The sequence below is a fragment of the Niveibacterium sp. 24ML genome, from assembly GCF_026586805.1.
GTDB lineage: Bacteria > Pseudomonadota > Gammaproteobacteria > Burkholderiales > Rhodocyclaceae > Niveibacterium.
In genome coordinates this window covers 93,005-118,191 of record NZ_JAPFHA010000002.1, presented here as the reverse complement: position 1 = coordinate 118,191, position 25,187 = coordinate 93,005, and the positions used below count along the sequence as shown (strand labels likewise).

Annotated in this window: 23 protein-coding genes; 6 read left to right on the top strand and 17 right to left on the bottom strand. The window is 63.3% G+C overall.

The genetic code is table 11. The features are described 5' to 3' along the window. Positions 1 to 2: 2 nt before the first annotated feature. The 3 genes from OPU71_RS02165 to OPU71_RS02155 form a co-directional block, all read right to left on the bottom strand. Positions 3 to 1,385 (bottom strand): cytochrome b, encoded by a 1,383-nt coding sequence (locus OPU71_RS02165; protein WP_267724563.1) that lies wholly within the window; start codon positions 1,383 to 1,385, stop codon positions 3 to 5. A 3-nt stretch (positions 1,386 to 1,388) separates the two neighbouring features. Next, the gene (petA, locus tag OPU71_RS02160) at positions 1,389 to 1,985 is read right to left on the bottom strand and encodes a ubiquinol-cytochrome c reductase iron-sulfur subunit (RefSeq protein ID WP_267724560.1); all 597 of its coding nucleotides are present in this window, start codon (positions 1,983 to 1,985) and stop codon (positions 1,389 to 1,391) included. A gap of 119 nt (positions 1,986 to 2,104) precedes the next feature. Then, complete coding sequence (locus OPU71_RS02155) at positions 2,105 to 3,298, bottom strand: CaiB/BaiF CoA transferase family protein (RefSeq protein WP_267724559.1); 1,194 nt, start codon at positions 3,296 to 3,298, stop codon at positions 2,105 to 2,107. Between the two features lie 267 nt (positions 3,299 to 3,565). Here OPU71_RS02155 and OPU71_RS02150 point away from each other — a divergent pair, with 267 nt between their 5' ends. Continuing rightward, positions 3,566 to 4,477: a LysR family transcriptional regulator gene (locus OPU71_RS02150; protein ID WP_267724558.1), complete on the top strand. Its 912-nt coding sequence runs from the start codon at positions 3,566 to 3,568 to the stop codon at positions 4,475 to 4,477. Positions 4,478 to 4,491: 14 nt separating this feature from the next. On the opposite strand, the gene OPU71_RS02145 is transcribed toward OPU71_RS02150, so the two are convergent. The 3 genes from OPU71_RS02145 to OPU71_RS02135 are packed head-to-tail and all read right to left on the bottom strand — an operon-like array spanning position 4,492 to position 8,212. Beyond that, a complete protein-coding gene (locus tag OPU71_RS02145; RefSeq protein WP_267724556.1) occupies positions 4,492 to 4,869 on the bottom strand; it encodes a hypothetical protein in 378 nt (125 codons plus the stop codon). 14 nt (positions 4,870 to 4,883) lie between these two features. Continuing rightward, positions 4,884 to 5,858: a quinone oxidoreductase family protein gene (locus OPU71_RS02140; RefSeq protein WP_267724554.1), complete on the bottom strand. Its 975-nt coding sequence runs from the start codon at positions 5,856 to 5,858 to the stop codon at positions 4,884 to 4,886. Positions 5,859 to 5,917: 59 nt separating this feature from the next. Continuing rightward, complete coding sequence (locus OPU71_RS02135; RefSeq protein WP_267724552.1) at positions 5,918 to 8,212, bottom strand: NADP-dependent malic enzyme; 2,295 nt, start codon at positions 8,210 to 8,212, stop codon at positions 5,918 to 5,920. 307 nt (positions 8,213 to 8,519) lie between these two features. Here OPU71_RS02135 and OPU71_RS02130 point away from each other — a divergent pair, with 307 nt between their 5' ends. Continuing rightward, positions 8,520 to 8,981 carry a cache domain-containing protein gene (locus OPU71_RS02130; protein WP_267724549.1) on the top strand — a complete coding sequence of 154 codons (462 nt, stop codon included), beginning with the start codon at positions 8,520 to 8,522 and terminating at the stop codon, positions 8,979 to 8,981. A 63-nt stretch (positions 8,982 to 9,044) separates the two neighbouring features. Here OPU71_RS02130 and OPU71_RS02125 read toward each other — a convergent pair whose 3' ends face one another. Further along, positions 9,045 to 10,358, bottom strand: a complete 1,314-nt coding sequence (locus OPU71_RS02125; protein WP_267724878.1) for an ABC transporter substrate-binding protein — start codon at positions 10,356 to 10,358, stop codon at positions 9,045 to 9,047. 21 nt (positions 10,359 to 10,379) lie between these two features. Here OPU71_RS02125 and OPU71_RS02120 point away from each other — a divergent pair, with 21 nt between their 5' ends. Together OPU71_RS02120 and adhE are read left to right on the top strand one after the other, a co-directional pair. Beyond that, positions 10,380 to 11,156 carry a ParA family protein gene (locus OPU71_RS02120; RefSeq protein WP_267724546.1) on the top strand — a complete coding sequence of 259 codons (777 nt, stop codon included), beginning with the start codon at positions 10,380 to 10,382 and terminating at the stop codon, positions 11,154 to 11,156. A gap of 321 nt (positions 11,157 to 11,477) precedes the next feature. Then, positions 11,478 to 14,147, top strand: a complete 2,670-nt coding sequence (gene adhE / locus OPU71_RS02115) for a bifunctional acetaldehyde-CoA/alcohol dehydrogenase (protein ID WP_267724544.1) — start codon at positions 11,478 to 11,480, stop codon at positions 14,145 to 14,147. Positions 14,148 to 14,710: 563 nt separating this feature from the next. On the opposite strand, the gene OPU71_RS02110 is transcribed toward adhE, so the two are convergent. Beyond that, positions 14,711 to 15,985, bottom strand: a complete 1,275-nt coding sequence (locus OPU71_RS02110) for an OFA family MFS transporter (protein WP_267724541.1) — start codon at positions 15,983 to 15,985, stop codon at positions 14,711 to 14,713. Between the two features lie 204 nt (positions 15,986 to 16,189). On the opposite strand from OPU71_RS02110, the gene OPU71_RS02105 reads away from it, so the two are divergent. Beyond that, the gene (locus OPU71_RS02105) at positions 16,190 to 17,023 is read left to right on the top strand and encodes a formate/nitrite transporter family protein (protein ID WP_267724538.1); all 834 of its coding nucleotides are present in this window, start codon (positions 16,190 to 16,192) and stop codon (positions 17,021 to 17,023) included. Between the two features lie 4 nt (positions 17,024 to 17,027). Here the strand turns inward: OPU71_RS02105 and OPU71_RS02100 are convergent, their stop codons facing one another. The 9 genes from OPU71_RS02100 to OPU71_RS02060 are packed head-to-tail and all read right to left on the bottom strand — an operon-like array spanning position 17,028 to position 24,171. Then, the gene (locus OPU71_RS02100) at positions 17,028 to 17,465 is read right to left on the bottom strand and encodes a nuclear transport factor 2 family protein (protein ID WP_267724535.1); all 438 of its coding nucleotides are present in this window, start codon (positions 17,463 to 17,465) and stop codon (positions 17,028 to 17,030) included. After that, positions 17,462 to 18,229, bottom strand: coding sequence for an SDR family NAD(P)-dependent oxidoreductase (locus OPU71_RS02095; RefSeq protein ID WP_267724531.1), 768 nt, complete (start codon positions 18,227 to 18,229; stop codon positions 17,462 to 17,464). Before OPU71_RS02095 ends, OPU71_RS02100 begins: the two co-directional genes overlap by 4 nt. Positions 18,230 to 18,240: 11 nt before the next feature. Then, a complete protein-coding gene (locus OPU71_RS02090; RefSeq protein ID WP_267724529.1) occupies positions 18,241 to 18,765 on the bottom strand; it encodes a DUF3833 domain-containing protein in 525 nt (174 codons plus the stop codon). Next, positions 18,762 to 20,057, bottom strand: coding sequence for an MFS transporter (locus tag OPU71_RS02085; protein ID WP_267724527.1), 1,296 nt, complete (start codon positions 20,055 to 20,057; stop codon positions 18,762 to 18,764). Before OPU71_RS02085 ends, OPU71_RS02090 begins: the two co-directional genes overlap by 4 nt. Continuing rightward, complete coding sequence (locus tag OPU71_RS02080; protein WP_267724523.1) at positions 20,054 to 20,596, bottom strand: chalcone isomerase family protein; 543 nt, start codon at positions 20,594 to 20,596, stop codon at positions 20,054 to 20,056. Before OPU71_RS02080 ends, OPU71_RS02085 begins: the two co-directional genes overlap by 4 nt. A 10-nt stretch (positions 20,597 to 20,606) precedes the next feature. Beyond that, entirely contained in the window at positions 20,607 to 21,818 is a 1,212-nt protein-coding gene (locus tag OPU71_RS02075) for an SAM-dependent methyltransferase (RefSeq protein WP_267724520.1), read from the bottom strand. Further along, the gene (locus OPU71_RS02070; protein WP_267724518.1) at positions 21,815 to 22,588 is read right to left on the bottom strand and encodes a DUF1365 domain-containing protein; all 774 of its coding nucleotides are present in this window, start codon (positions 22,586 to 22,588) and stop codon (positions 21,815 to 21,817) included. The genes OPU71_RS02075 and OPU71_RS02070 overlap by 4 nt, the downstream gene beginning before the upstream one ends. After that, on the bottom strand, positions 22,585 to 23,922 hold the full coding sequence (locus OPU71_RS02065; protein WP_267724515.1) for an NAD(P)/FAD-dependent oxidoreductase: 1,338 nt from the start codon (positions 23,920 to 23,922) through the stop codon (positions 22,585 to 22,587). Before OPU71_RS02065 ends, OPU71_RS02070 begins: the two co-directional genes overlap by 4 nt. 33 nt (positions 23,923 to 23,955) lie before the next feature. Next, positions 23,956 to 24,171: a hypothetical protein gene (locus OPU71_RS02060; protein WP_267724512.1), complete on the bottom strand. Its 216-nt coding sequence runs from the start codon at positions 24,169 to 24,171 to the stop codon at positions 23,956 to 23,958. 93 nt (positions 24,172 to 24,264) lie between these two features. Between OPU71_RS02060 and OPU71_RS02055 the strand changes: the two genes are divergently transcribed. Next, positions 24,265 to 25,176 (top strand): MerR family transcriptional regulator, encoded by a 912-nt coding sequence (locus OPU71_RS02055; RefSeq protein WP_267724509.1) that lies wholly within the window; start codon positions 24,265 to 24,267, stop codon positions 25,174 to 25,176. Positions 25,177 to 25,187: the final 11 nt, after the last annotated feature.

Genomic DNA, 25,187 nt, shown 5'->3' with positions numbered 1-25,187 from the left:
GCTCATTTCCAGGTCACCCTTTCCGGTACGGGTTTGGTCTTGTCCAGCTTGGTGTAGATCGGCATCAAGGCGAAAAACGCGAAGTAGATCACCGTGCAGATCTGTGCCGTGAGGTTGCGCATCGGCGTCGGCGGCAATACCCCGAGGTAGCCGAGAATGACGAAGGCCACCACGAAGATCGCGATCGCAGTCTTGGTCAGCGCGCCCTTGTAGCGAATCGACAGGACCGGGCTTTGATCAAGCCAGGGCAGGAAGCCGAGCACCACAACACCGGCGCCCATCATGACGACGCCCCAAAACTTGGCGTCGATGAAGAACATGCCCGGAATCAGCACCACGGCCGCAGCCGTCGCGATGGCCTTGCCGATGAACGGCGCACGCATCAGCGACCAGACCCAGATCGCTGCAACACCGGCTTGCATGATGATCAGGAAGTCCGAGGTCACCGCGCGCAGGATCGAGTAGAACGGCGTGAAGTACCAGACCGGGGCAATGTGCGGCGGCGTTTTCAGCGGATCGGCCGGGATGAAGTTGTTGAACTCTAGGAAGTAACCGCCGCCTTCGGGCGCGAAGAACAGGATCGCCGAGAAGACGATCAGGAACACCGCAACACCAAAGATATCCTTGACCGTGTAGTACGGATGGAAAGGAATGCCATCAAGCGGCACGCCCTTGGCGTCCTTCTTTTTCTTGATCTCGACCCCGTCCGGGTTGTTCGAGCCGACTTCATGCAGCGCAACCAGGTGAGCCACCACCAGGCCCAGCAGCACCAGCGGCACGGCGATCACGTGGAAGGCAAAGAAGCGGTTCAGGGTGGCATCGCTGACGACATAGTCACCACGGATGAACACCGACAGATCCGGCCCGATCACCGGAATGGCGGCAAACAGGTTTACGATCACCTGCGCGCCCCAGAACGACATCTGGCCCCAGGGCAGCAGATAGCCCATGAAGGCTTCGGCCATCAGGCACAGGAAGATCAGGGTACCGAACACCCACACGAGCTCGCGCGGCTTGCGGTACGAACCATAGAGCAGGCCACGGAACATGTGCAGGTACACGACGACGAAGAACGCCGACGCGCCGGTCGAGTGCATGTAGCGGATGATCCAGCCGCCCGGCACATCGCGCATGATGTACTCGACGCTGGCAAAGGCAACCGGCACACCGGCCGCGTTCAGCGACGCGTCCGGCTTGTAGTGCATCACCAGGAAGATGCCGGTGACGATCTGGATCACCAGCACCAGCAGTGCCAGCGAGCCAAAGAAGTACCAGAAGTTGAAGTTCTTCGGTGCGTAGTACTCGGCCAGATGGGCCTTGTAGGTCGACGTCAGCGGGAAACGTTCGTCGATCCAGTTAAGCAGCGCCTGCGGCTTGCTTGTCATGGCTTAAGCCCCCTTGCTGTCGTCGCCGATCAGCAGCTTGGTGTCGGCGAGATACTTGTGCGGCGGCACCGGAAGGTTGTCCGGCGCCGGCTTGTTCTTGAATACCCGACCCGCCAGATCGAAGGTCGAACCATGGCACGGGCAGAGGAAACCACCCTGCCAGTCAGCAGTCATGCCGCCTTCGGCACCGGGCTGGAACTTGGAGCTTGGCGAACAGCCCAGGTGGGTGCAGATACCGATCGTGACGAGGTACTCCTCCTTGATCGAACGGTGCTCGTTCTTGCAGTACTCCGGCTGCTCGGAGCGCGCCGAATCCGGGTCGGCCATCTCGCCCTTGACCTTGGCCAGCGTTGCCAACTGCTCCTTGGTGCGACGCAGGATCCACACCGGCTTGCCGCGCCACTCCACCGTCATCATCTCGCCCGGCTGCAGCTTGCTGATGTCAGCCTCAACCGGCGCACCCGCAGCTTTCGCCCGTTCAGACGGCGAAAGGCTCGCCAGGAACGGCACAGCCGCCCCGGCCACCGCTCCGCCCCCGACAGCGGCAGTGGCAATGACCAGAGTTCTCCGGCCGTTGTCCGTTTTGTTCTCGTCGCTCATGACCCTCTATCCCCGGTGATACGTCCCGAAAGCACAAAAACCATAGAAAAACCGCGGGATTATACCGGAGCGGCTCCCCCGGTTGAAGCCCACCAAGGCGCTTGCAGACCAATGAACGCCTACAGAACCCCGGCCTCGCGCAGCGCAGCGCGTTTTTCCGGGGTATACCCGAGTGACGCCAGCACCGATTCGGTGTGCTCGCCCAGCCTGGGCCCAAGCCATTCTGTGCCACCCGGAGTATCGGCCAGGCGCGGCACCACCCCGGGGATGCGGACTTCCGTGCCGTCGGGCAGGCTTGCCTCTTCGAGCATGCCACGCGCCGCGAACTGCGCATCGCGAAAGATGTCGGCAACCGAATAGACCTTGGTGGCGGGCACCTCGGCGGCCGAGAGCGCCGCAAGCACATGGGCCGAATCATGAGCGCCGACCCAGGCATCGATTGCCGCATAGATTTCTGACGCCCGCGCGCTGCGCCCGGCATTACCAGCAAGCGCCGGATCATCGGCCAGATCGTCGCGGCCCATTGCACGCATCAGGCGCCTGTAGATCGCATCGCCATTGCCGCCGATCACCACATGCTCGCCGTCACGCGTCGTGTGGGTGTTCGACGGCGTGATGCCCGGCATGATGTTGCCGGTCCGCTCCCGCACCGCACCGCCCAAGGCGTACTCGGGCACCAAGCTCTCCATCATCGCGAAGACCGCTTCGTAAAGCGCTACATCAACCACCTGCCCGGCACCGCCATTGACTTCGCGATGCCGCAGCGCCATCAGGCCGCCGATCGCCCCCCACAAGCCCGCGATCGAATCACCGATCGAGATGCCGGACTTGACCGGCGGCCGATCCGGAAAGCCGGTCACAAAACGCAGACCGCCCATCGATTCTCCGATCGCGCCGAAGCCAGGCTGCTGCGCCATCGGGCCGGTCTGCCCAAAGCCGGAAAGGCGCACCATCACCAGACCCGGATTCGCCGCCGATAGCACATCCCAACCCAGCCCCAGTTTTTCCATCACGCCCGGGCGGAAGTTCTCGATCACGAGGTCAGCACTGGCGCAAAGCTCACGCGCAATGCGCACCCCGTCGGGGTGCTTGAGGTTGAGCGTGACCGACTGCTTGTTGCGTGCCTGAACGTACCACCACAGTGAGGTGCCCTCATGCATCTTTCGCCACTGCCGCAGGGGATCACCGCCTTCGGGGGATTCCACCTTGATCACCTCGGCGCCAAACTCGGCAAGGATGCGCGCACAGAAGGGGCCCGCGATGAGCGTGCCAAACTCGATCACCCGAACCCCCTGCAAGGGTTTTGTATTCATTGAAAGCACCTTGAGCAACAGCATTGGACATTATGGGCAGCCAGGGCGTCAGCAGCGCACGGCACACGCCGGTGCTGCGATTAACGCGCCCGGATCGAATGCCCTCTCCGCCAAGCGCTGAATCCCCCTGCCGCGACCACGCCCCGCCAGCGGGCGCCACATCATAGCGGCGGCGCCTGCGCGATCAAACGGCTGCGCGCGGCCGTCGCATACAATCGGCATGCGCATTCCCCGCTTTGCCCCGCAATCAACCCCAACGAGGACCGGATGAAGATTTCACTCGAAGCCCTGGCCATGCTCGATGCGATCGACACCCGCGGGAGCTTTGCGGCAGCAGCGGAAACCCTGCACCGCGTGCCCTCGGCGCTGACCCACGCGGTTCGCAAACTAGAAGACGATCTGGGCTTCGAGATCTTCCAGAAAGTCGGGCGTCGCGCCGCCCTCACTACCGCAGGCCGAACCCTCCTTGAAGATGGACGCACCCTTTTGCGCGCGGCGGGTGATCTGGAATGTCGTGCTCGGCGCATCGCCACCGGCTGGGAGGCCGAGCTGCGCATCGCCATCGACGGCTCGCTCGACGCTGCCGCGCTCTACCCGGTCATCGCGGAGTTCTATGCCAACTATGGCGGCACCCGACTCAAGCTGATGTACGAAGTGCTGGGCGGCACATGGGATGCGCTCGCCACCCAGCGCGCGGACTTCGTGATCGGCGCGGTGGGCGACCCACCGCCCGGTGCGACTTACGCTACCCGCGCGTGGGGGCAACAGGACTTCGTCTTCTGCGTGGCGCCTCACCACCCGCTGGCCGATGCCCCGGAACCGATCCCGACCGATCTTGCGCGGCAATACCGCGCCATCGTCATTGCCGACACCTCGCGCCAGCTGATGGCGCGCACCGCCGGTCTGCTTGACGGGCAAGACACGCTCACCGTGCCCGATATTGCCGCGAAGGCGGCGGCGCAACGCACCGGGCTGGGCGTGGGCCACTTGCCGCGAACCCTGGCAGAACACGACATCGCCGCCGGGCGGCTGGTCGAAAAGAAACTGGCGGGGCCCAAAGCCAGCGCGCCGCTCTGGCTGGCCTGGCAATCCAATCACCATGGGCGCGCACTGGAATGGTTTGTCGCCCGACTCAGTGAACCGGGCTGCGCAGAACTGATGCAACGCCGGGCTCACTGAGCCCGGCCACCGACTCAGCGCTTGTGCGCGGCTTCACGCGCAGCGGCAATTGCCTTGCGCCGCGTGGTCTCGGCGGCATCAACCTCGGCGCGGATCTGCTCTGAAAACTCAGCGCCGCGCTGGTGCTCAAGGGTTGTCACCACTCGTACTGCCGGGTTGACGATGCGCCCCTCCGGCGGCATCGCCTTGCGCACCTGGGCTGCGCTGCTGCCGGTGATGCGCGCGACATCGCTGACGAAGCGCTCGTCGGCCTTGCGGCTTTCGGCCTTGAAATACGCCGCCTGAGCCGGCGTGAATGGCGCTTCGGGCGGCGTTTCGGACGCCTGGCCCGTCGCCGCTCCCAGGGCAATCGCAACAGACAGCAGCAGTTGGGAAACGATTCGAATCTTCATTGGGGCAGTAACGCTCAGGGAACCAGAATCGTTGAACCAGTGGTTCGACGCGCTTCAAGATCGCGATGGGCCTGCGCCGCATCGGCAAGCGCATAGCGCTGGCGCACTTCGATCTTCACGGCACCATTCTGCACCACCTCAAACAGCTCTGACGACATGGCAAGCAGATCCGATCGTTTCGCGGTGTAAGCGAAAAGACTGGGGCGGGTGAGAAAAAGCGAGCCCAGTTTTGCCAGCACACTCAGATCAAACGGTGGCACCGGGCCGGTGGCATTGCCGTAGCTGACCATCATTCCCAGCGGCTGCAGGCTTGCCAGCGAATCCATGAACGTGTCTTTGCCGATCGAGTCATACACCACCGCCACGCCCCGGCCGCCGGTCAGCGCCCTGACGCGTTCAGCGAAGTTCTCCCGGGTGTAGACGATGGGGTGATCGCAGCCGTGGGCCGCGGCCAGTGCCGCCTTTTCATCCGACCCCACCGTGCCGATCACGATGGCGCCCAGGGCCTTGGCCCACTGACAGAGAATCAGGCCAACGCCCCCTGCCGCTGCATGCACGAGCACTGTCTCGCCGGGTTGCACGCGGTAGGTCCTGCGCAACAGGTACTGCGCCGTGAGGCCCTGCAACATCATCGCAGCGCCGGTGTCGTAGGAGATCGCGTCGGGCAGGCGAACCAATCGATCGGCCGGCAGGTTGCGCAGCTGCGCATAGGCCCCCGGCGGCCCGCCCGCGTAGGCGACACGATCGCCCACGCTCAGCTCAGCCACCCCCTCGCCGAGTGCGACCACCTCGCCCGCGCCCTCGAGACCGATACCGGCCGGCAAGGGCAAAGGATAGAGGCCGCTGCGGTGATAGACGTCGATGTAGTTCAGCCCGACGGCATGCTGCCGGATCTGCACCTCGCCCGGGGCCGGCGGCGGCACATCCAGCGCCTCCCATTGCAGGACGTCTGGCCCGCCAGTGCTGTTGATTCGAATCGCCATCGACATGTCACCCCCCAATCCGTATTCAAGCGGCCGGCACGGGGCCGGCCACGCGGTTTGCAGATTCAGCGATCGCGCGCAGCTGCGGCCTGCGCATCCACCACCGCCAGTGCGGTGATGTTAACCACCCGCCGCACCGTCGCCGAGGGCGTCAGGATATGCACCGACTTCGCCGCCCCAAGCAGGATCGGGCCCACCGTGACGCCATCGCCGCCTGAAATCTTGATCAGGTTGAACGCGATGTTCGCTGCGTCGATGTTTGGCATCACCAGGAGATTGGCCTCGCCCTTGAGCGTGGAATCCGGATGCACGCGTTCGCGCACCTCGGGAGAGATCGCCGCATCGCCGTGCATCTCGCCATCGGCCTCCAGCTCCGGCGCCAGCACCTTCAAGCGTTCGCAGGCTTCACGCATCTTGCGTGCAGAGGCCGAGCGGGAACTCCCGAAGCTCGAATGCGAAAGCAAGGCCGCGCGCGGCTCAATGCCAAAGCGGCGCAACTCCTCGGCCGCCATGCGGGCGATCTCGGCCACCGCTTCCGCGTCGGGACACTCGTTAACATAGGTATCGGTAATCGCCATCATCCGTGCCGGCAGCAGCAGAAGGTTCATGGCCGCAAATAGCCGGGCACCCGGGCGCAGGCCGATGATGTTGGCCACATGCCGCAAGTGGCTCTCATACGCGCCATAGGTACCGCACACCATCGCATCGGCATCGCCCTTGTCGAGCAACATGCAGCCAATGAGCGTGGTGTCGCGCCGCAACTCGGCTTTGGCGATGTCGGGCGTGACGCCGTCACGGGCCATGCGGCGGAAATAGCTTTGCCACAGATCGCGATAGCGCGCATCCGACTCCGGGTTAACCACATCGAAGTCGCGCCCCATCGTCAGGTTGAGGCCAAAGCGCTCGATCCGCTTTTCGATCACCGCTGGCCGCCCGATCAGGATCGGGTGTGCAAGGCCTTCATCCACCACCACCCGCACCGCACGCAGCACGCGTTCGTCTTCGCCTTCGCAATACACCACGCGTTTGCGGCTGGCGGCCACGCGCTTGGCCGCGTTGAACACCGGTTTCATCAGCATCCCGGAGTGGTACACAAACTCCGTCAGGCGCTGGACGTAGGCATCCATGTCGGCAATCGGGCGCGCGGCCACGCCAGAATCCATCGCAGCCTTGGCCACGGCCGGCGCAATGCGCACGATGAGGCGCGGATCAAACGGCTTGGGGATCAGGTAGTCGGCGCCAAAGCGCAGCTCGGCGCCGCCGTAGGCCATGGCGACGACATCGCTCTGCTCGGCCCGCGCCAGGCCCGCGATCGCCTCCACACACGCGAGCTTCATCTCTTCGGTGATCCGCGTTGCCCCCACGTCGAGCGCCCCGCGGAAGATGAACGGGAAGCACAGCACGTTGTTCACCTGGTTGGGGTAGTCCGAACGGCCGGTGGCGATGATGCAGTCTGGCCGCACGGCGCGCGCTTGCTCCGGCATGATTTCCGGCGTCGGGTTGGCGAGCGCGAAGATCAGGGGTCTCGGCCCCATCTTCGCAACCATCTCGGGCTTGAGCACGCCTGCCGTCGACAGCCCGAGGAAGACATCCGCGCCTTCGACCACCTCGCCCAGGGTACGCGCCGTAGTGGCCTGAGCATAACGGGCCTTGTTGGCCTCCATGTTTTCGTCGCGCCCCTGCCAGATCACGCCGCGCGAATCGCACACGAACACGTTCTCGCGCTTGAGGCCAAGGCGGCACATCAGGTCAAGGCAGGCGATCGCCGCCGCCCCGGCGCCCGAGCACACCAGCTTCACCTCACCGATGGCCTTGCCGACAACCTCCAGACCATTGATCAGGGCCGCGGTGGAGATGATCGCCGTGCCGTGCTGATCGTCATGGAACACCGGAATATTGAGGCGCTCACGCAGTTGCTGCTCGATGTAGAAACACTCGGGCGCCTTGATGTCCTCAAGGTTGATACCGCCAAGCGTGGGCTCAAGCGCGGCAATGATCTCAATCAGCTTGTCGGGGTCGTTCTGGTTGAGTTCGATGTCGAACACATCGATCCCGGCAAATTTCTTGAACAGACAGCCCTTGCCCTCCATCACCGGCTTGCCGGCCAGCGGGCCGATATTGCCCAGGCCCAGCACCGCGGTGCCGTTCGTGATCACCCCGACCAGATTACCGCGCGAGGTGAGTTCGGCCGCCTGCGCCGGGTCCGCGACGATCGCTTCGCACGCCGCCGCAACACCCGGCGAATAAGCCAAAGCCAGATCCCGCTGGTTGGTCAGCCCTTTGGTTGGCGTGACCGAGATCTTCCCCGGGCTTGGGTAGCGGTGATAGTCGAGCGCCGCGGCAATGAAATCCTTATCCATTCGTCTTGCCTCAAGTGATTGTCTGAAAGCATGGCCCTGGGCAAGCGCAAAAGGCGCGTGCCCGCATGGGCGTGCTGCACGTGACACCAGTGTGGAGAAGGCCTCCGGATGCTCACCGGCAAGGCGCCATCCCGGTCGGACGGCGCTGGGGGGAAGAACGTCGCAGTACGTTCGGCGCGATTCTAGCGCAGTGCAGCATGACCGGTGCGCCACGCGGCACTTGTCACCCTCAAGTCCACAAGGCACTGGCCGTTCACACGTTTACACGCCGAAGAGCGTGCCGTATCAACCGATCGGGAGAATCGTAATGAAGAGCAGCGTAATCAAAGGCATCGCAATCGGCCTTGCATTCGTAGGTGGCACAGCCGTCATCTCGTTCAAACCACAAGTCACCAAGGAAGAGGCACGCGCAGCCATGGAGCGCGCGACGCAATTTGCATCCACCAATGGCAACGCCGCCATGGTCAACAGCCTGCAGAAAGCCAACAGCCCGCTGCACGAAGGCAAGACGCGCGTTCTCGCCCTGGACTTGGCCGGAAACGTCGTTGCAGATCCGAATCAGCCGCAGCGAGTCGGGCGCAACATCCTTGATCTGCGCGACGTCAGCGGCAAGTACCTTTACGTGGATGCGCTTCAGGTTGCAACCGCGCAAGGCGAGGGCTGGGTCTACTACAAAACTCGCAGCCCCATCACCCGCGCCGAACGGCCCGAAGCCGCGCTGGTCAAGCGCCAGGGAGACGTGATTCTGCTGGCAGGCTTGCGCGACTGAGCGCTCGGCTGTACAAACAAAAACGGCGACCAAGGTCGCCGTTTTTTTTGATGCTGCCGGGGGTCAGCGTGTTACGCGGCCATCCTTGTCGATCACCGACATTTCGATGTACTTCGCGCCACTGCGTGAGGCCGAACCAAAGCTGTAGGTCACGCCCCCCACATCGTAGCTCGACATACCAGAAACAGCGCGCGCCAGGCCGGCCTTGCCGCCGCCACGCTTGAGGCCTTCACTGATCACCTTCGCTGCCAGATAGCCTTCCATCATGGCTTGCGTGGGCTCTTCGGTGTAGGGGCCGTACTTACGGTAGTTGGTGGTGAACTCCCGCACAACCGCGTAGGCCTCGTTACGCGGATTGGGCGCAACCTGCGATACCGCCACACCACGCGACGCTTTCGCGCCGGCCATCTCTGCAAGACGCACGCCTTCAACCGTAGACATGGCAACCAGCTGGCCAGAACCGCCCAGCTCGCGATACCGCTTGACGAAGGCCGCAGCTGCCGGCGCCTCGACGGCCAGCAACACCGCCTGGTGCTCTTTCTCGACCACCGCATCAGCCAGCGGCGCAATCTTGCCCAAATCGCGAGGTTGCGCCACGGCGGCCACAACGGTCTGGTTCTGCTTGGCCGCGACCGCCTTCGCAAGGTCACGCAACTCAAGCCCTGTAATGTCTTCCGAATGAAAAACCACAAACTTGCGAATCCCGATGGTCGCAAGCTGCTTCATCACCTTGTCCATTTCGTCGGCATAGCTTGGCCGCGTCAGGAACACCAGGTCCGCCTTCTTGTCGTTGGCGATCACCCCCGCGCCCGTACGGGGACCAATCAAGGGCACCTGGGTTGAATCGAGCACCTTGTCGGCCAGCAGCTTTTGAACAGAGGCCGAACCGACCGTACCAAACAGCACCGCAGGCTGATGCTCCTTGATCAGCGCCTTGACCTGCACCGACACGTCGCCCGTTTCATCCACCGAGAGCAGCTTGATCTGCTTGCCACCGATGCCGCCACGCACATTGACTTCATCGAACCAGCTCTTGGCCCCCATCTGCAGTTGCCAACCCACCGTTCCATCCTTGGTCGCGCCTGGGGCGACCTGCAATACCACAATGTCCTCGGCAACCGCGGTCTGGGCCACTCCCCCCACCACCATCGCCAAGCACAGCGCTGTAAGACTGCGCTTCACATCCACCTCCTGATTTCGGCGAACTCGAGTTCGCGTTCTGTTTTTTGGCTCCGGGTCGATCCCACCAAAACGTGAAAAGATTATCCGAAAACGAGAAATTCCGGTTGATTCCGCTTTGTAAAACAACTTCACATCGCCCGGCTCGACACGGCTCCGCCGTTCATCAGGCGGATTTGGCACAATGCCGTGGTGCACCAACCTTCAAAGGATCCGATCGTGCGACGCGTGGTATTCAATCAAAAGGGTGGCGTCGGCAAATCCACCATTACCTGCAACCTCGCCGCGATTGCCGCCAGCCGGGGCAAACGCACGCTGGTCGTGGACCTCGATCCACAGGGAAACTCAACGCATTACCTTCTGGGCAAGGCGGCCGATTCGCTCGACAAGACCCTTGCAGACATGTTCGACCAGACGCTGCGGCTTCGACTGCTCAACGACAAGGTCGAAGGCTATGTGCACGAGACCCCCTTCGAGCGCCTGCACATCCTTCCGTCGGCGCCTGCGCTCGAAGAACTGATGAGCAAGCTTGAGTCGCGCTACAAGATCTACAAGCTGCGCGATGCGCTTGACGAGCTGGCTGACGACTACGACATGGTGTTCATCGACACGCCACCCGCGCTGAACTTCTATACCCGCTCCGCGCTCATCGCCGCCGAACGCTGCCTGATCCCCTTCGACTGCGACGACTTCTCCCGTCGCGCCCTCTATTCGCTGCTCGAGAGCGTCACCGAACTCAAGGCAGACCACAACGAAACGCTCGAGATCGAAGGCATCGTTGTCAACCAGTTCCAGCCGCGCGCGGCCCTGCCGCAGCGAATCGTCAAGGAACTCCAGGACGAAGGCCTGCCGGTGCTGACGTCTTTCCTCTCTGCCAGCGTCAAGATCCGCGAGTCGCACGAACACGCCAAGCCGATGATCCACCTCGACCCCTCGCACAAGCTGGCCAAGGAGTTCATCAGCCTTTACGAATCGCTCCAGCGTCGCCACGCCTGACCCGCAACGCGAAGGCGCACCGCACGCCCCCTACGTACGCCGAGGAACCTCTTTGCGAGCCCTCGGTCGTATTGCTGCATCACCGGTTTCACGTCAGCGCCCGGCGAAACCTGGTCCCTCGTCAAGACCCGCCCCCTCCCTGCGGCTTGACCGCGTCTGCTGCACCGCCGAAGCGACTGACTTAGATCATATGAAGTTTCGCGGCAATCCTTATACTGCTTGGAAAATACGCAGGCTGTTCTATGTGACCGACTCGCTGTATCGGGGTCATCGCAAAACCTCGGCACTGCGCCCGATTCCCCTTGATGCAGGAGCATTGTTATGACTGTCACGAATGTGGCCGAACTCGACGCCCTTATGGTTCGAGTCAAGGCAGCTCAGCAGAAGTTCGCCAGTTTCTCGCAAGAGCAGGTTGACCTGATTTTCCGCAGTGCCGCGCTTGCCGCCGCTGATGCGCGCATCCCGCTGGCAAAGATGGCCGTCGAGGAAACCCGCATGGGTATCCTGGAAGACAAGGTCATCAAGAACCACTTCGCCTCCGAGTACATCTACAACAAGTACAAGGACGAGAAGACCTGCGGCGTGCTGGACGAAGAGCCGGAATTCGGCATCATGACGATCGCTGAGCCGATCGGCATCATCTGCGGCATCGTTCCGACCACGAACCCGACTTCAACTGCCATCTTCAAGGCGCTGATCGCACTGAAGACCCGCAACGGCATCGTGTTCTCACCGCACCCGCGCGCCAAGAACGCAACCTGCTACGCCGCCAAGCTCGTGCTCGATGCAGCCGTTGCCGCCGGCGCCCCGAAAGACATCATCGGCTGGATCGACCAGCCGTCGGTTGAACTCTCGAACGCACTGATGCGTCACCCCGAGATCAACCTGATCCTCGCCACCGGCGGCCCCGGCATGGTGAAGGCAGCCTACTCGTCCGGCAAGCCGGCAATCGGCGTGGGCGCAGGTAACACCCCGGCCGTGATCGACGAAACTGCCGACATCAAGCGCGCTGTCGCTTCGATCCTGATGTCGAAGACCTTCGACAATGGCGTCGTCTGTGCATCCGAGCAGTCGGTGATCGTGGTCGACAAGGTGTACGACGCAGTGCGTGAGCGTTTCGCCCACCACGGCGGCTACATGCTGAGCAAGAAGGAAACCGAGGCAGTCCGCAAGGTCATCCTCGTCGAAGGCCACCTGAACGCCGCGATCGTTGGCCAGTCCGCCATCAAGATCGCTGAGATGGCTGGCGTGACCGTGCCGCCCTTCACCAAGGTCCTGATCGGTGAAGTGAGCGACATCAACGAAGCTGAAGCGTTTGCACACGAGAAGCTGTCGCCCTGTCTGGGCATGTACCGCGCCAAGGACTTCTATGACGCCTGCGACAAGGCTGTCGCGCTGGTGACCATGGGCGGTATCGGCCACACCTCGGCCCTCTACACCGACCAGGATCTGCAGCAGGATCGCATCCGCCACTTCGGCGACAAGATGAAGACCGCCCGCATCCTGATCAACACCCCGTCGTCGCAAGGCGGTATCGGTGACCTCTACAACTTCCGGCTTGCACCCTCGCTGACGCTGGGTTGCGGTTCGTGGGGCGGCAACTCGATCTCCGAGAACGTCGGTCCCCAGCACTTGATCAACAAGAAAACCGTTGCGAAGCGAGCCGAGAACATGTTGTGGCACAAACTTCCGAAGTCGATCTACTTCCGCCGCGGCTGTCTGCCGTTCGCCCTTGACGACCTGCAAGGCAAGAAGCGCTGCCTGATCGTGACCGACCGTTACCTGTTCGAAAACGGTTACGTCGATGAGCCGGTTCGCCTGCTCAAGAGCCTGGGCATGGAAGTCGAAGTGTTCTTCGAAGTCGCTGCCGACCCGACGCTGGCCGTCGTGCGCAAGTGCCTGTCGCTGGCCAATGCCTTCCAGCCGGACGTGATCCTGGCGCTGGGCGGCGGCTCGCCGATGGACGCCGCGAAGATCATGTGGGTGATGTACGAGCATCCGGAAGTCGCGTTCGAAGACCTGGCGCTGCGCTTCATGGACATCCGCAAGCGCATCTACAAGTTCCCGAAGCTGGGCGTCAAGGCGATGATGGTTGCCGTGCCGACGACCTCGGGTACCGGTTCGGAAGTCACCCCGTTCGCTGTCGTGACCGACGAAGTGACCGGCGTGAAGTACCCGATCGCCGACTACGAGCTGACGCCGAGCATGGCGATCGTCGACGCGAACCTGGTCATGAACATGCCCAAGTCGCTGACCGCCTTCGGTGGTATCGACGCCGTGACCCACGCGCTCGAAGCCTATGTTTCGATCATGGCGAACGAGTACTCGGATGCACAGGCCCTGCAAGCGCTCAAGCTGCTGAAGGACTACCTGCCCTCCGCGTACGAGAACGGCGCCAAGGATCCGAAGGCCCGCGAGCAAGTCCATAACGGCGCCACCATCGCCGGTATCGCCTTCGCAAACGCCTTCCTGGGTGTCTGCCACTCGATGGCGCACAAGCTGGGTGCCGAGTTCCACATCGCTCACGGCTTGGCCAACGCGCTGCTGATCTCGAACGTGATCCGCTACAACGCCGTCGATATCCCGACCAAGCAGGCTGCGTTCTCGCAGTACGACCGTCCGAAGAGCGTTGCACGCTACGCCCAGATCGCCCGTCACCTCGGCATCGAAGCCAGCCGCGACCACGAGCGCGTTGAGAAGCTCGTCGAATGGGTTGAAGGCCTGAAGAAGACCCTCAACATCCCGGCATCGATCCAGGCTGCCGGCGTGTCCGAAGCTGACTTCCTGGCCAAGGTCGACAAGCTGGCTGAAGATGCGTTCGACGATCAATGTACCGGCGCCAACCCGCGCTACCCGCTGATCAGCGAACTCAAGCAGATCCTGCTCGACAGCTACTACGGCCGCGCCTACGTCGAAGCGTACGAACGCGAAGACGAGCCGGAAGCCGCCCCGGTGGCCAGCACCAAGAAGGGCGGCAAGAAGGTCGCCTGACCTTAGCCCCCCAGCAGTAAATGGAAACCCCGGCCTAGTGCCGGGGTTTTTGTTTGCTGCTGCCTGCACGCACCTTGCGGCGTAACGCCTGCGCCGAGCGCCTTTCGCCTGCGCGCCCCGCCCGACCGGACCTGCGACTACGACGCCGCCGCATGCTCAGCGCGCCCGCTCTGCGGTGCAAACCGGCATTCACCGCCCGAACCGGCAGCGCACATCGAAACCTCCTTGCACCGACGAGCGGGGCTTCGTCAGCCAGTCCGCATGACTCAGGCCATCCCTAAGCGTGCAAATGCCGCGCGCTCAGACGCGGTGAAGCACACCCCACCCCCCCAAAGCCTGAGGACCACTAAGTTCACGCGCATCTCCCGCGAATCCGCACGGCAGGACCATCCCAGTGCGTCACAGCCGCAGCAAGCGTGGGCAAAACCCAGCGCCCGGTCTCGGCGAAGCGACTCACAATCTGCGGTGCAGCAGGTTCGACCCAGTGGGATTTTGGCGGACAACGCAGCCAAAACAAAAAGGGCACCCGAAGGTGCCCTTGCTTACAACCGGACTTCTGAGTCTCAGACAGCTGCGGTCGATTGTTGCTTGCTCGCCATCGCACGCACAACGTACAGGCGCATCAGGATCGAAACGACCAGCGCCACGGCGTACATCGCAACGAAGGTCAGCAGCACGTTGTGATAACCGATCTTCTTGCCCATACCGGCGATTTGCGGGCCGACGATACCGGCGAGCGACCACGCGGTCAGCACGTAACCGTGAATCGCGCCCAGTTGCTTGGTGCCGAACAAGTCGCCGATGTATGCGGGCAGGGTAGCGAAGCCGCCGCCGTAGGTGGTCATGACCAGGAACACCAGACCCTGGAAGATCACGAATTCAGGCATGCCGGACAAGGACAGGTAGGCCAGGAACTCGATCGAGAAGAACATGATGAAGGTAACCGGGCGCGACAGCAGATCGGACACGGTGGACCAACCGATACGCCCCAGGCCGTTGAACAAGGCCATCGTACCCACAATGCCGGCCGCAGCCGCCGCTTCCATGCCGAACAACTCCTGGAACATCGGCGAGGCAATCGAGATCATGCCGATACCGCAGGTGATGTTGATGAACATCATCGCCCAGAGCCCGTAGAACGGCAGGGTCTTGGCGGCTTCGTTTGCGGTCGATTGCGTCAGGTCGAAGGTGACCTTGGCCTTCCCCTTGGCAATTGCGTCTTCAAATCCGGCAGGCTTCCAGCCTTGGGGCGGGGCCGCAAGGTACTGCGCACTAGCCATCATGACGCAGAAGTAAACCGCGGCAATGATGAAGAACGTTTGCGGCACGCCGAACATGGCGATCAGCTTGGCAAACACCGGCGCACCAACCAGCGAACCGAAGCCGAAGCCCATGATGGCCATACCGGTTGCCAGACCACGGCGGTCGGGGAACCATTTGACCAAGGTCGATACCGGCGTGATGTAACCCACCCCCAAACCGATTCCGCCGACCACGCCGTAGCCGAGTAGCAAGAGCCAGAGGTTGTCATGCAGCGCACCGAGGCCGGAGATGGCCAGGCCGGCGGCCCAGAAGCAGGCCGACACCATGCCAGAGATGCGCGGGCCATTGCGCTCGACAAAACGCCCAAGCACGGCAGCGGACAGCCCAAGGAAGAGAATGGCGAGGCCAAATGCGAGACCGATCGGATCGGGCACGATCTCTTTGAGCGTCTGGAACCCGGGGGTGGCTTCCATCAGCGGCGCGAGCGGTTTCTTGAACACGCTCCACGCATAAACCGAACCGATGGATATGTGGACGCCTACTGCGGATGCGGCGATGAGCCAGCGATTCTTCACGAATGTCTCCTCAAGGGCTTGTAAGAAAATGTGATTGCTTATGGCTCGATAAATGTAGTTTTACTACCGGCCCGCCAAACTGACGCACATCAAACAGAGCCACAGAAGCGCAAATGCTGCAAAGTCAGTCACTTACAGTGCGCGGAAACTTGTGCTCACAAGCCGCACAGCGGCCCCTCCCCAAGAAAAACAGGAACTCCCGCAATGGAACGTCCAATCGTTGAAAAGTCGGCCGCAAGTGGCCTGCGCAAAATCTCGCTACTGGAAGAAGATCCGGGGCGGTACATCATGCGGGCTGTGCTCGCCGGCATGTACCTGTCGATCGTCGTGCTGGTGTATTGGTCGCTGCTGAACAACCTGCACGATTCGCCTTTCGGCAAGGTGCTGGCAAGCCTGTTTTTCGGCGTGGGTCTGTCGATCATCGTGTTCACGAACTCTGAACTCTTCACCAGCAACAACATGTACCTCGCGGTGTCTTCGGCCGAGGGCAAGACGTCCTGGGGGCAGATGATCGAACTGTGGATCGTGTGCTACTTCGGCAATCTGGTGGGCGCACTCATCCTGACGGGCCTGCTCTACGGCGCGGGCGTACTCGATGCGCTGCCGCCCGAGCATGCGCTCAACCAGGGTGCGGTGCATAAGGTCCACCAGAGCGCGCAAGTGATCTTCTTCAAGGGCATCCTGGCGAACTGGGTCGTGTGCCTGGCGGTGTGGGTCGCGCTTCAGGTCAAGGAAGACTTCACCAAGATGATCGCGATGATCCTGGTGGTATTCATCTTTCTCTACCTCGGCTTTGAGCACTCGATCGCCAACATGGGCACCTTCTCGATGGCCATCATGAGCCACGGTGGGCTCACCATCCAGGAAGCCTTGTTCAATCTGGTGTTCAGCACCCTGGGGAATGTGATCGGCGGCGCGGTCTTCGTTGGTCTGGCCTACCGCTACCTGAGCCCAGAACAGATGGACATGGCAGAAGCTGCCGAAGCGGCGCGCGAGTTGCCGCCGCGCAAGACGCCGAAAGTGGCGGGTAGCAACTGATCGATCAGTGCTGCGGCGTCGCGAGGCGGCGCCGCAGCCAACGCATCAGCGCGCCCAGCAGCGGAATCTGGGCGTACAACTCTTCAGCGGCATCCCAGTAATCGCGGTGATCGGTCACCAGGCCTTGCGCATCGAAGCGCAGGTGACTGGCGCCGCGAATCACTCGCGCCTGCGCTTCACCGCGAAAGCGTAAGTGGAATTCCCAGGTCAGCATCGCCGCCCCGTCGCCGGGGAACTGACCGGTCACGCAAAACCGGGGCGCATCGACCTGCTCGAACATGTGGATGAAGATCCGCTCGATCGCCGCGCGCCCCTGCACCTCGTTGAATGGATCCTTGAAGCGAGCTTCGGGCGCATAGCGGGCCGCCAGCGCAGCCGTGTTCTGCGCGCTCAAGCCCTCGTAGGCAATCACCAGCTCTGCCAGCGCTGCACCGGTGTTCATGTGCCGGTTGCACGGCGGACCGCGCGCAGGTAGATCCATTCGGGCAGGAAACGCATGGCCTTGAGCATCAAGGTGAAGCGTCGCGGGAAGTGGATCTCGAAGCGTCCGCGCGCCATGCCTTGCAGGATCTGGCGTGAAGCTTCGGCCGCGCTGATCAGCGCAGGCATGCGGAATTTGTTCTTGGCGGTCAGCGGGGTTTCGACGAAGCCCGGGTTCACCAGAAACACACTCACGCCGCGCGGGGCAAGGTCCATGTACAGCGACTCGGCGAAGTTGATCACTGCCGCTTTCGAGGCCCCATAAGCGAGCGCCTTTGGCAAGCCACGATAGCCCGCCACGCTGCCGACGATGACGATGGCGCCCTCGCCTTGCTGCAGGAACTGCGGCAGCACGGCGGCAACGCCATTGATGACGCCCATCAGATTGATCTCGAAGGTGGTCCGCGCGCCTTCCACCGTCAGATCCCACGCCCGCATCGGCGCATAGGTCCCAGCATTGAAGATCACCACATCGATGCCGCCCCACAGATCCAGCAGCTGGAGCAAGGCTGGCATCAGGGTCTGGTGCTCGGCCACGTCGAGCGGGATCGCGACGCTGCCAGGGAGTCGATCCACAAAGGCTTGCAGACGTTCGACGCGGCGCGCCGAGAGCGCCAGGTGCGCGCCGCGCGCAGCCAAGTCCTCCGCCAAGGCGGCGCCAATGCCGGTGGACGCGCCCACTATCCAGACGCGCTTGCCGCGCCAGTCCCGAATCGGTTCGTTCATCGCCATATCTGTCAGCGCTTTCGGAAGCTCAGCGTGACCTGCCCGAGCTCGACGCCGAACTTGCTCATGAACGAACGGTTCAGCATCGTCTTGTCATCCATCAGGAACATCCAGTCGTCGAACTCGACGTTGTACACCGTTCCATCCACCGGCAAGGCCAGCGTGTAGCGCCAGCGCAGGGCGTTGCCCTGCGCCTCGCCCTGCGCTTCGCCCACAACGTCGTCGGCACGGCCAGTGTATCGGCCGCTGTCGTGCTTTGTCACCGTCCAGACACGGCGTTGCGTCGTGCCGTCGGAATACACGAAACGCTCATCGAGCGTACCGACCTTGCCTTGCCAGCTCGACTCGATCACCACATGAAAGCGTTTGACGACCTTGCCGGAGCGGTCCTGGAACACGCCCCACGCATCCACCGTACCGTTGAAGTAAGTCTGCAGATCGAGCACCGGCTTCTCGTTGCGGTAGTCCGCCACATCGACGCTCGCGCAGCCTGCAAGGAAGAAGACCGTCATCAGGACAATCAACAAGCGTTTCATCGTGAGACTCCGTCTGTTTCGATTCGGGCCTGCACGCGCCACAGCAGCAGTGCAGCAAAGGCTTTGAGGATGATTGGTGCGATCGCGTAGACGATTGCCAGTGCGCTCAGCGCCGCGGCATCTCGCACGCCGGGCTGGTAGCCGAGCAGATCAAGCAAGGGCAAGGCGATGCCTGCAGCAAGCGCAAGGTTGAGCTTGGTGACAAGGTTCCACCAGCCGAAGTAGACGCCGCCGGCCGAAGCGCGCGACGGTTGCGCCAGCGCATCGGCCAGCAGGGCGGGCGGAAAGGTGATGTCGGCCCCCAACGCGATGCCCGACAGCACGCAGATCGCAAAAAAGGCCGCGACGTCGCCCTCCCCCAAGCTCACCGCCCAGCCAAACGCCAGTCCGGCCACGCACATCGAAAGCAGCCAGGCGCGCACCTTGCCCGTGCGCCCGGCCAGCTTCACCCATAGCGGCAAGGCGGCCGCTCCACTGACGAAGTAAGCGGCGAGGAAGAGGCCGGACAAGCGCTCGCGGTCTAGCACATCGGCCACGAAGAACAGAAAGATGGTCGCCGGAATCGCCGCAGCAATTCCGTTGAGGGCGTAAACCGCGAGCAGTGCGAGCACCGGCCGGTCGCGCAAAGGGATCAAGCCCTGCTGGAACATGCTGGCGCCGGACCGCACCGGCCTGAGCGGCCGCGGCGCAGGCGCATAGCGTGCTGCGAGCCACGCGCTCACCAGCACCAGCGGCACAAAGATCCAGAGCATGCGCTCAAGCCCTTGCGCCTGGGTGGGCGCCAGCAGCTCCGGCAAAGCCGATGCGAGCACCACGCCGAGCAGGGCACAGCCTTCGCGCGCAGCGGTCAGCCCGGTACGGCCCGCCGAGCTTGCCCCCGCCTCTGCGCCCCAGGCGTAGTAGTTCACGCTCGACAAGGAATAGCCGGTGTAGGCGAGCACCAGCATCGCCGCCAGCCAGGCAACGCCAGCGCCTTCAGGCGGGCGCAGCAAGCCGAACATGCCCAGCACCAGCAGCGGTAGCGCAATCAGCGTAAGGCCGCGGCGCCGTTGCAGGCGATCGCTCCACAAGCCGAAAAGCGGGTCGGCCACCGCATCCCCCAGGCGCGCGGCCAACAGCACCGCACCGACCAGGCTGAGCGAGAGGCCCACCGTGTCGACGTACAGCTTGGGCACGTGCACATACAGCGGCAGTGCCGCAAACGCGAGCGGTACGGCCAGCGCACCATAGGCAAGCAAATCACCAATCCGCAGCAAGCCCGGCGGCGCAAGGGCCGCTGCGGTACGCGTCATGATGCGCTGCCCAGCAAGCGCGTTCGCAGCTCGGGCGCGCGGGTGCGGGGGTCGAGCCAGATGGCGAAGAAGGCCCGCGCGAAAGCGGGGTCGTTCACCTCGCCGGTAAGTTTGCCCTGGTGGTAGAAACGCGCGCCGCGATCGGGCAGGTGCACGCCGACGATCACGTCACCCCGTTTGACTTCCGGAAACACGCGGCCCAGCTCGGCGCGCCAGCGCGCGAGGGTTGCCTCGTCGCGCGTGCCAAGGCGGCGCATCTCGTCGATGCTGGTGTCGGCCAGGCGCTCGGCAGAGAAATCGCGCGCATAGGTCAGGTGCAAGGCATAGGGCGACGCGGGCGAGAAGCTTGCAGCGCTACCCCAGAGCTGCGCGTCGTAGAGCCGCAGACCAAACCAGCTCATCTCGCCGCTGCCCAGCTGGCGCCAGTCCGGCGCCAGCGTGCGCACGGCCTCAGGCAGCGCGGTGTTCGATGCAGTGGCCGCTACCGGCAGCGCCAGCGCCGCACACAACAGACTCATGAGCAGACGGATGCGCAACATGGCCGCCCCCTCAGGCGCGCGCAAACGCGTAGTGATGCACGTCGGTCGAGCCGGCACGGAAACCAGCCTCGCAGTACGACAGATAGAACTGCCACAGGCGCACGAAACGCTCGTCAAAGCCCTGCGCGTGCACCTGCTCGCGCACGGCGTTGAAGCGCTCGTGCCACACCGCCAGGGTGCGTGCGTAGTCCAGACCGAAGGCCAGATCATCGACGATCGCCAGACCGGAGCGCTTGGCCAGGCGCTCGATCGTGCCCGGCGAAGCGAGCATGCCGCCGGGGAAAATGTAGCGCTGGATGAAGTCCGGATTCTTGCGGTAGAAGCCGAACAGATTGTCGTCAATCGTGATCGCCTGGATCACGATGCGGCCGCCGGGTGCCAGTCGATCATGCAACTGCTGGAAGTAGGAAGGCCAGAAACGCTCGCCCACGGCTTCGTACATCTCGATCGAAACAATGTGATCGTAATGGCCGCGCACGTCACGGTAGTCGCACAGCTCGAAGTCGGCCTTGTCGGCAAAGCCAACGCGTTCGGCGCGCTCACGCGCAAACTTCAGCTGCGCGGGCGAGAGCGTGAGCCCGAGCACCTCGCAGCCGTATTCAAGCGTTGCGACTTCGGCGAACCCCCCCCAACCGCAGCCCACTTCCAGAATGCGCTGGCCCGATTTGGCGTCGAGCTGATCGAGGATGCGGCGGTACTTGGCGCGCTGCGCATCGGCCAGCGGCTGGTGCGGGTCGGCAAACAGCGCGCTTGAGTAGGTCATCGTTTCGTCCAGCCACAGGCTGTAGAAATCGTTGCCCAAATCGTAGTGCGCCTCGATATTGCGGCGGGCGCCCTTGCGGGTGTTGGCCCGCAGGCCGTGCCAGATCTTGTAGCCCAGCAGGCGCAGCGCATTGCCGTGAATCGCACGGCTCATGGCGTCGCGATTCTGCGCCGCCAGGGTCAGCAGGCCAGTCAGGTTGTCGGTGCGCCAGAGGCCGTTGATGAAGTCTTCGGCCAGGCCGATCGAACCCTTTGCGATCAGGGTTTCGAAAACGCCCCAGTCGCCAACTTCGAAACTCGCCACGCGGTGGCCCTCACCCGCAACAACGCGTTCGCCATTGGGCAAGGCCAGCTCCAGGCTGCCACCGCGGATTGCGCCAAGCATCTTGATGACGGCGTTGGCCGGGCCGGGCAGCAGTTCGAAACGGCCGGAAGCGAGGGTGTTTTCAATAGCGCTCATGAAGTCGTCTCCTGAAGGGGCGGCACGGGTTTTCGGTGAAAGGGCACACGCTTGGCGAACAGCTTGAGCGCCTGCCAGTGAATACGAACGACAACGCCCAGCGTCAGCAGCGGAAAGCGCAGCGCGGCGCGCGCCAGTGCAGCAGGCGACAGCGCGCCGGCGCGCCCGCTCAAGCGGGTGGTGAGTTGGTGGCGGCCGCCGTCGAAGAGGTCGATCGACACGCTGGCGATCTTGCCGCGTTGGACAAAGCGGAATTCGTACTCGCCGCGCACCGGAAAGAAGGGCGACACATGGAAGACCTTGCTCGAACGGAAGCGATCTGCGCTGGTGATCGGGCGGCCATCGGGATGCGCAACAAGGTAATTGTGGCGCTCGCCAAAGGTATTGCTGACCTCGCACAGCACCGCGCGCAGCGCACCGTCCCGATCATGGCAATACCAGAAGCTCACCGGGTTGAAGACAAAACCGAACAGGCGCGGGAAGGTCTGCAGCACCACTTCGCCATCGCAGGCCGCGGCCAGTCCGTGGCGGGCCAGCAAGTCCTGAATCCAAGGCAGCAGCGGGCTGCCATCGCGCGCGCCATGGTCGCGGTTGCGGAAGGAAAAGACCCGCGCCCGCTCCACCCCGAACAGCGCATTACCCAGCGTATCGAGCTTCGACAATGGCAGCCGCACCCAGGCAAGCGGGTAAGCGAAGCGGTGCCCCACCGGCCAGTGGCGCGCGTGCATCACGCCACCCACGCAGAGGGCTGCCTCGGCGCCGCCGTTCATGCAAGCACCTGCTCACGCAAGGGTTGCGCCTTCCAGGGCGCGACCGCGCCGATCATGCCGCACACATCCACCGCAGAGCGCAGCCCGTCTTCATGGAAGCCGTAGCCCGTCCAGGCACCGCAGAACCAGGTGTGGTTGCGCCCCTGCAGCATCGGCAGATGCGCTTGCGCCGCCACCGCCGCCGCATCGAACACCGGGTGGGCGTAGTCGATCTCGGCAATCAGATGCTCGGGCGCGGGCTCGCGGAACGGGTTGAGCGACACCACCACCGGCGCCTTCCACGGCAGGGGCTGCAACTGGTTGATGAGGTAGGACACGGCCACCGAGCGATCGGCCGAAGCGCCCGCGCTCGATGCGTAGTTCCATGCGCTCCAGGTGCTTCGCCGGCGCGGCAGCAAGGCCGGGTCGGTATGCAGCAGGGCACGATTGGGCTGGTAACGCACCGCGCCAAGCACCGAACGCTCCAGTGGCGTTGCGGCACCGCCAAGGATCGCGAGCGTCTGATCGGAATGGCAGGCGAAGACCACTTGGTCGAAGACCTCCGCGCCGGCGGCGGTGAGCAGCTCGACCTTGCCCGCCTCGCGGCGCACGCCGGCCACCGGCGTACTGAGGCGGATATCCGGCAGCTGCGCGGCGATGCGGCGCACATACTCGCGCGCGCCGCCATTCACCGTCATCCACTGCGGCCGATCGGTGACCTTGAGCAGGCCGTGGTTATGGCAGAAGTGCAGGAAGGTCGCGACCGGGTATTCAAGCATGGTGCGCGGCGGGCAAGACCAGATCGCCGCCGCCATCGGCACCAGGTACCAGTCGCGGAACTCCGCGCCGTAACGGTTGCGATCGAGATAGTCGCCCAGCGAGATCGCCGGTAGCGAGTGTTCGCGTGCAGCCTGCGTGGTTTCGCGATTGAAGCGCACGATGTCTTGCAGCATGCGCCAGAAGGCAGGCCTCGTCAGATTGCGCTTCTGCGCAAACACGCTTGCCAGATTGCTGCCAGCCCATTCGATATCCGGCTCGCTCACGCTGACGGCAAAGCTCATGTCGCTGGTGGTCACCGGCACATCCAGTTCGGCAAACAAGGCGCAAAGGTTCGGGTAGGTACGGCGGTTGAACACCAGGAAGCCGGTATCCACACCATGCGTGATGCCATCCAGGCTCACATCCACCGTGTTGGTGTGGCCTCCCAGCCGCGGCGCCGCTTCAAACAGCACGACGTCGTGATGGTTACGCAGCAGCCAGGCCGCACCGAGCCCGGCAATGCCAGAGCCCACCACCGCAATCCGCTGCCGGCTGCCTTGATCGAGCATGCGAGCGTTGAATTCACCCATCTTCATTGTCGGCTTCCCCGTGTTTGCGCTGCGGCCGGATCAAGGAGCAAGGCTGGGCAGGCGCGGCACTGCCGCCTCGGCGCCATTGCTGTGCAGGACAAGCAGAATCCGATCATGCTCCAGACCTGCCGTTGCGGCACACACTTGCTCGCCTGCGTGAGCCAGGGTCCAGCCCAGTCCGCCCAGCAGAACCAGGGCTGAAGCCAAGGCCAGCAAGCGTTTCCGGCTGACTGCGATCGATCTGAGTTGCGTCATTTTCGCCACCTTTTGTCCTGGACAAATTGATTCCGTGTTCGTAAGATAGACACATAGATCGAACGCGTCAAGCATTTGTCCAGGACAAATTGAATGCAAAAGCAACAGAGCACTTTCTCGATCGCCGCCGTTGAACGCGACACCGGCTTGCCCAAAGACACGCTCAGGATGTGGGAGCGTCGTTACGGCTTTCCGCAGCCCGAGCGCGACAGCAATGACGAACGGCTCTACCCCGCCGACCAGGTCGACAAGCTGCGTCTGCTCAAGCGTTTGATCGACCAGGGCATGCGCCCCGGCAAGCTGATCATGGCCAGCGCAGACGAACTGGCGCGCCTGCTTGAAAACCACCAGCCCAAGGGCATCGAATGCCCGGCCGCGGCAAGCCGCTGCAGCAGCTTGATCGAGTTGCTGCGCCTGCACCGCGCCGACGAACTACGCCGCGCGCTGCAGCAGGTATTGCTCAAGCAGGGCTTGCAGGAATTTGTCACTAGCACCATTGCGCCCATGAATCAGATGATCGGCAGCGCCTGGCTGCGGGGCGAAATCGATGTGGCGGAAGAACATCTGTACACCGAGCAGGTGCAGAACATCCTGCGCAATGCGATCAGCGCACAGGGCGGCGGATCGCGCCCGCGCGTGCTGCTGACCACCCTGCCCGATGAGCTGCACGTGCTCGGTTTGCTGATGGCCGAAGCCATGCTGGTGAGCGAGGGCGCCACCTGTGTTTCGCTGGGCACCCAGATGCCGCTGGCCGATATTGACGCCGCAGCGCAGGCGGGCGGCTTCGACATCGTCGCGCTCTCGTTCTCGGCCGCCTTTCCGGCCCGCCAGGCGATCGACGGCCTCACCGCCTTGCGCCAGACCCTGCCCGCAAACATCTCACTGTGGGCGGGCGGGCGCGCCCTGGCCGAGCGAAAACCAGGCATCGCAGGGGTCAGCATCATCACCGATATTGCCGACGCCACCGGTGCGCTGGAAGAATGGCGTAACAAGAACCTGCAATAAGTCGCGTTGCC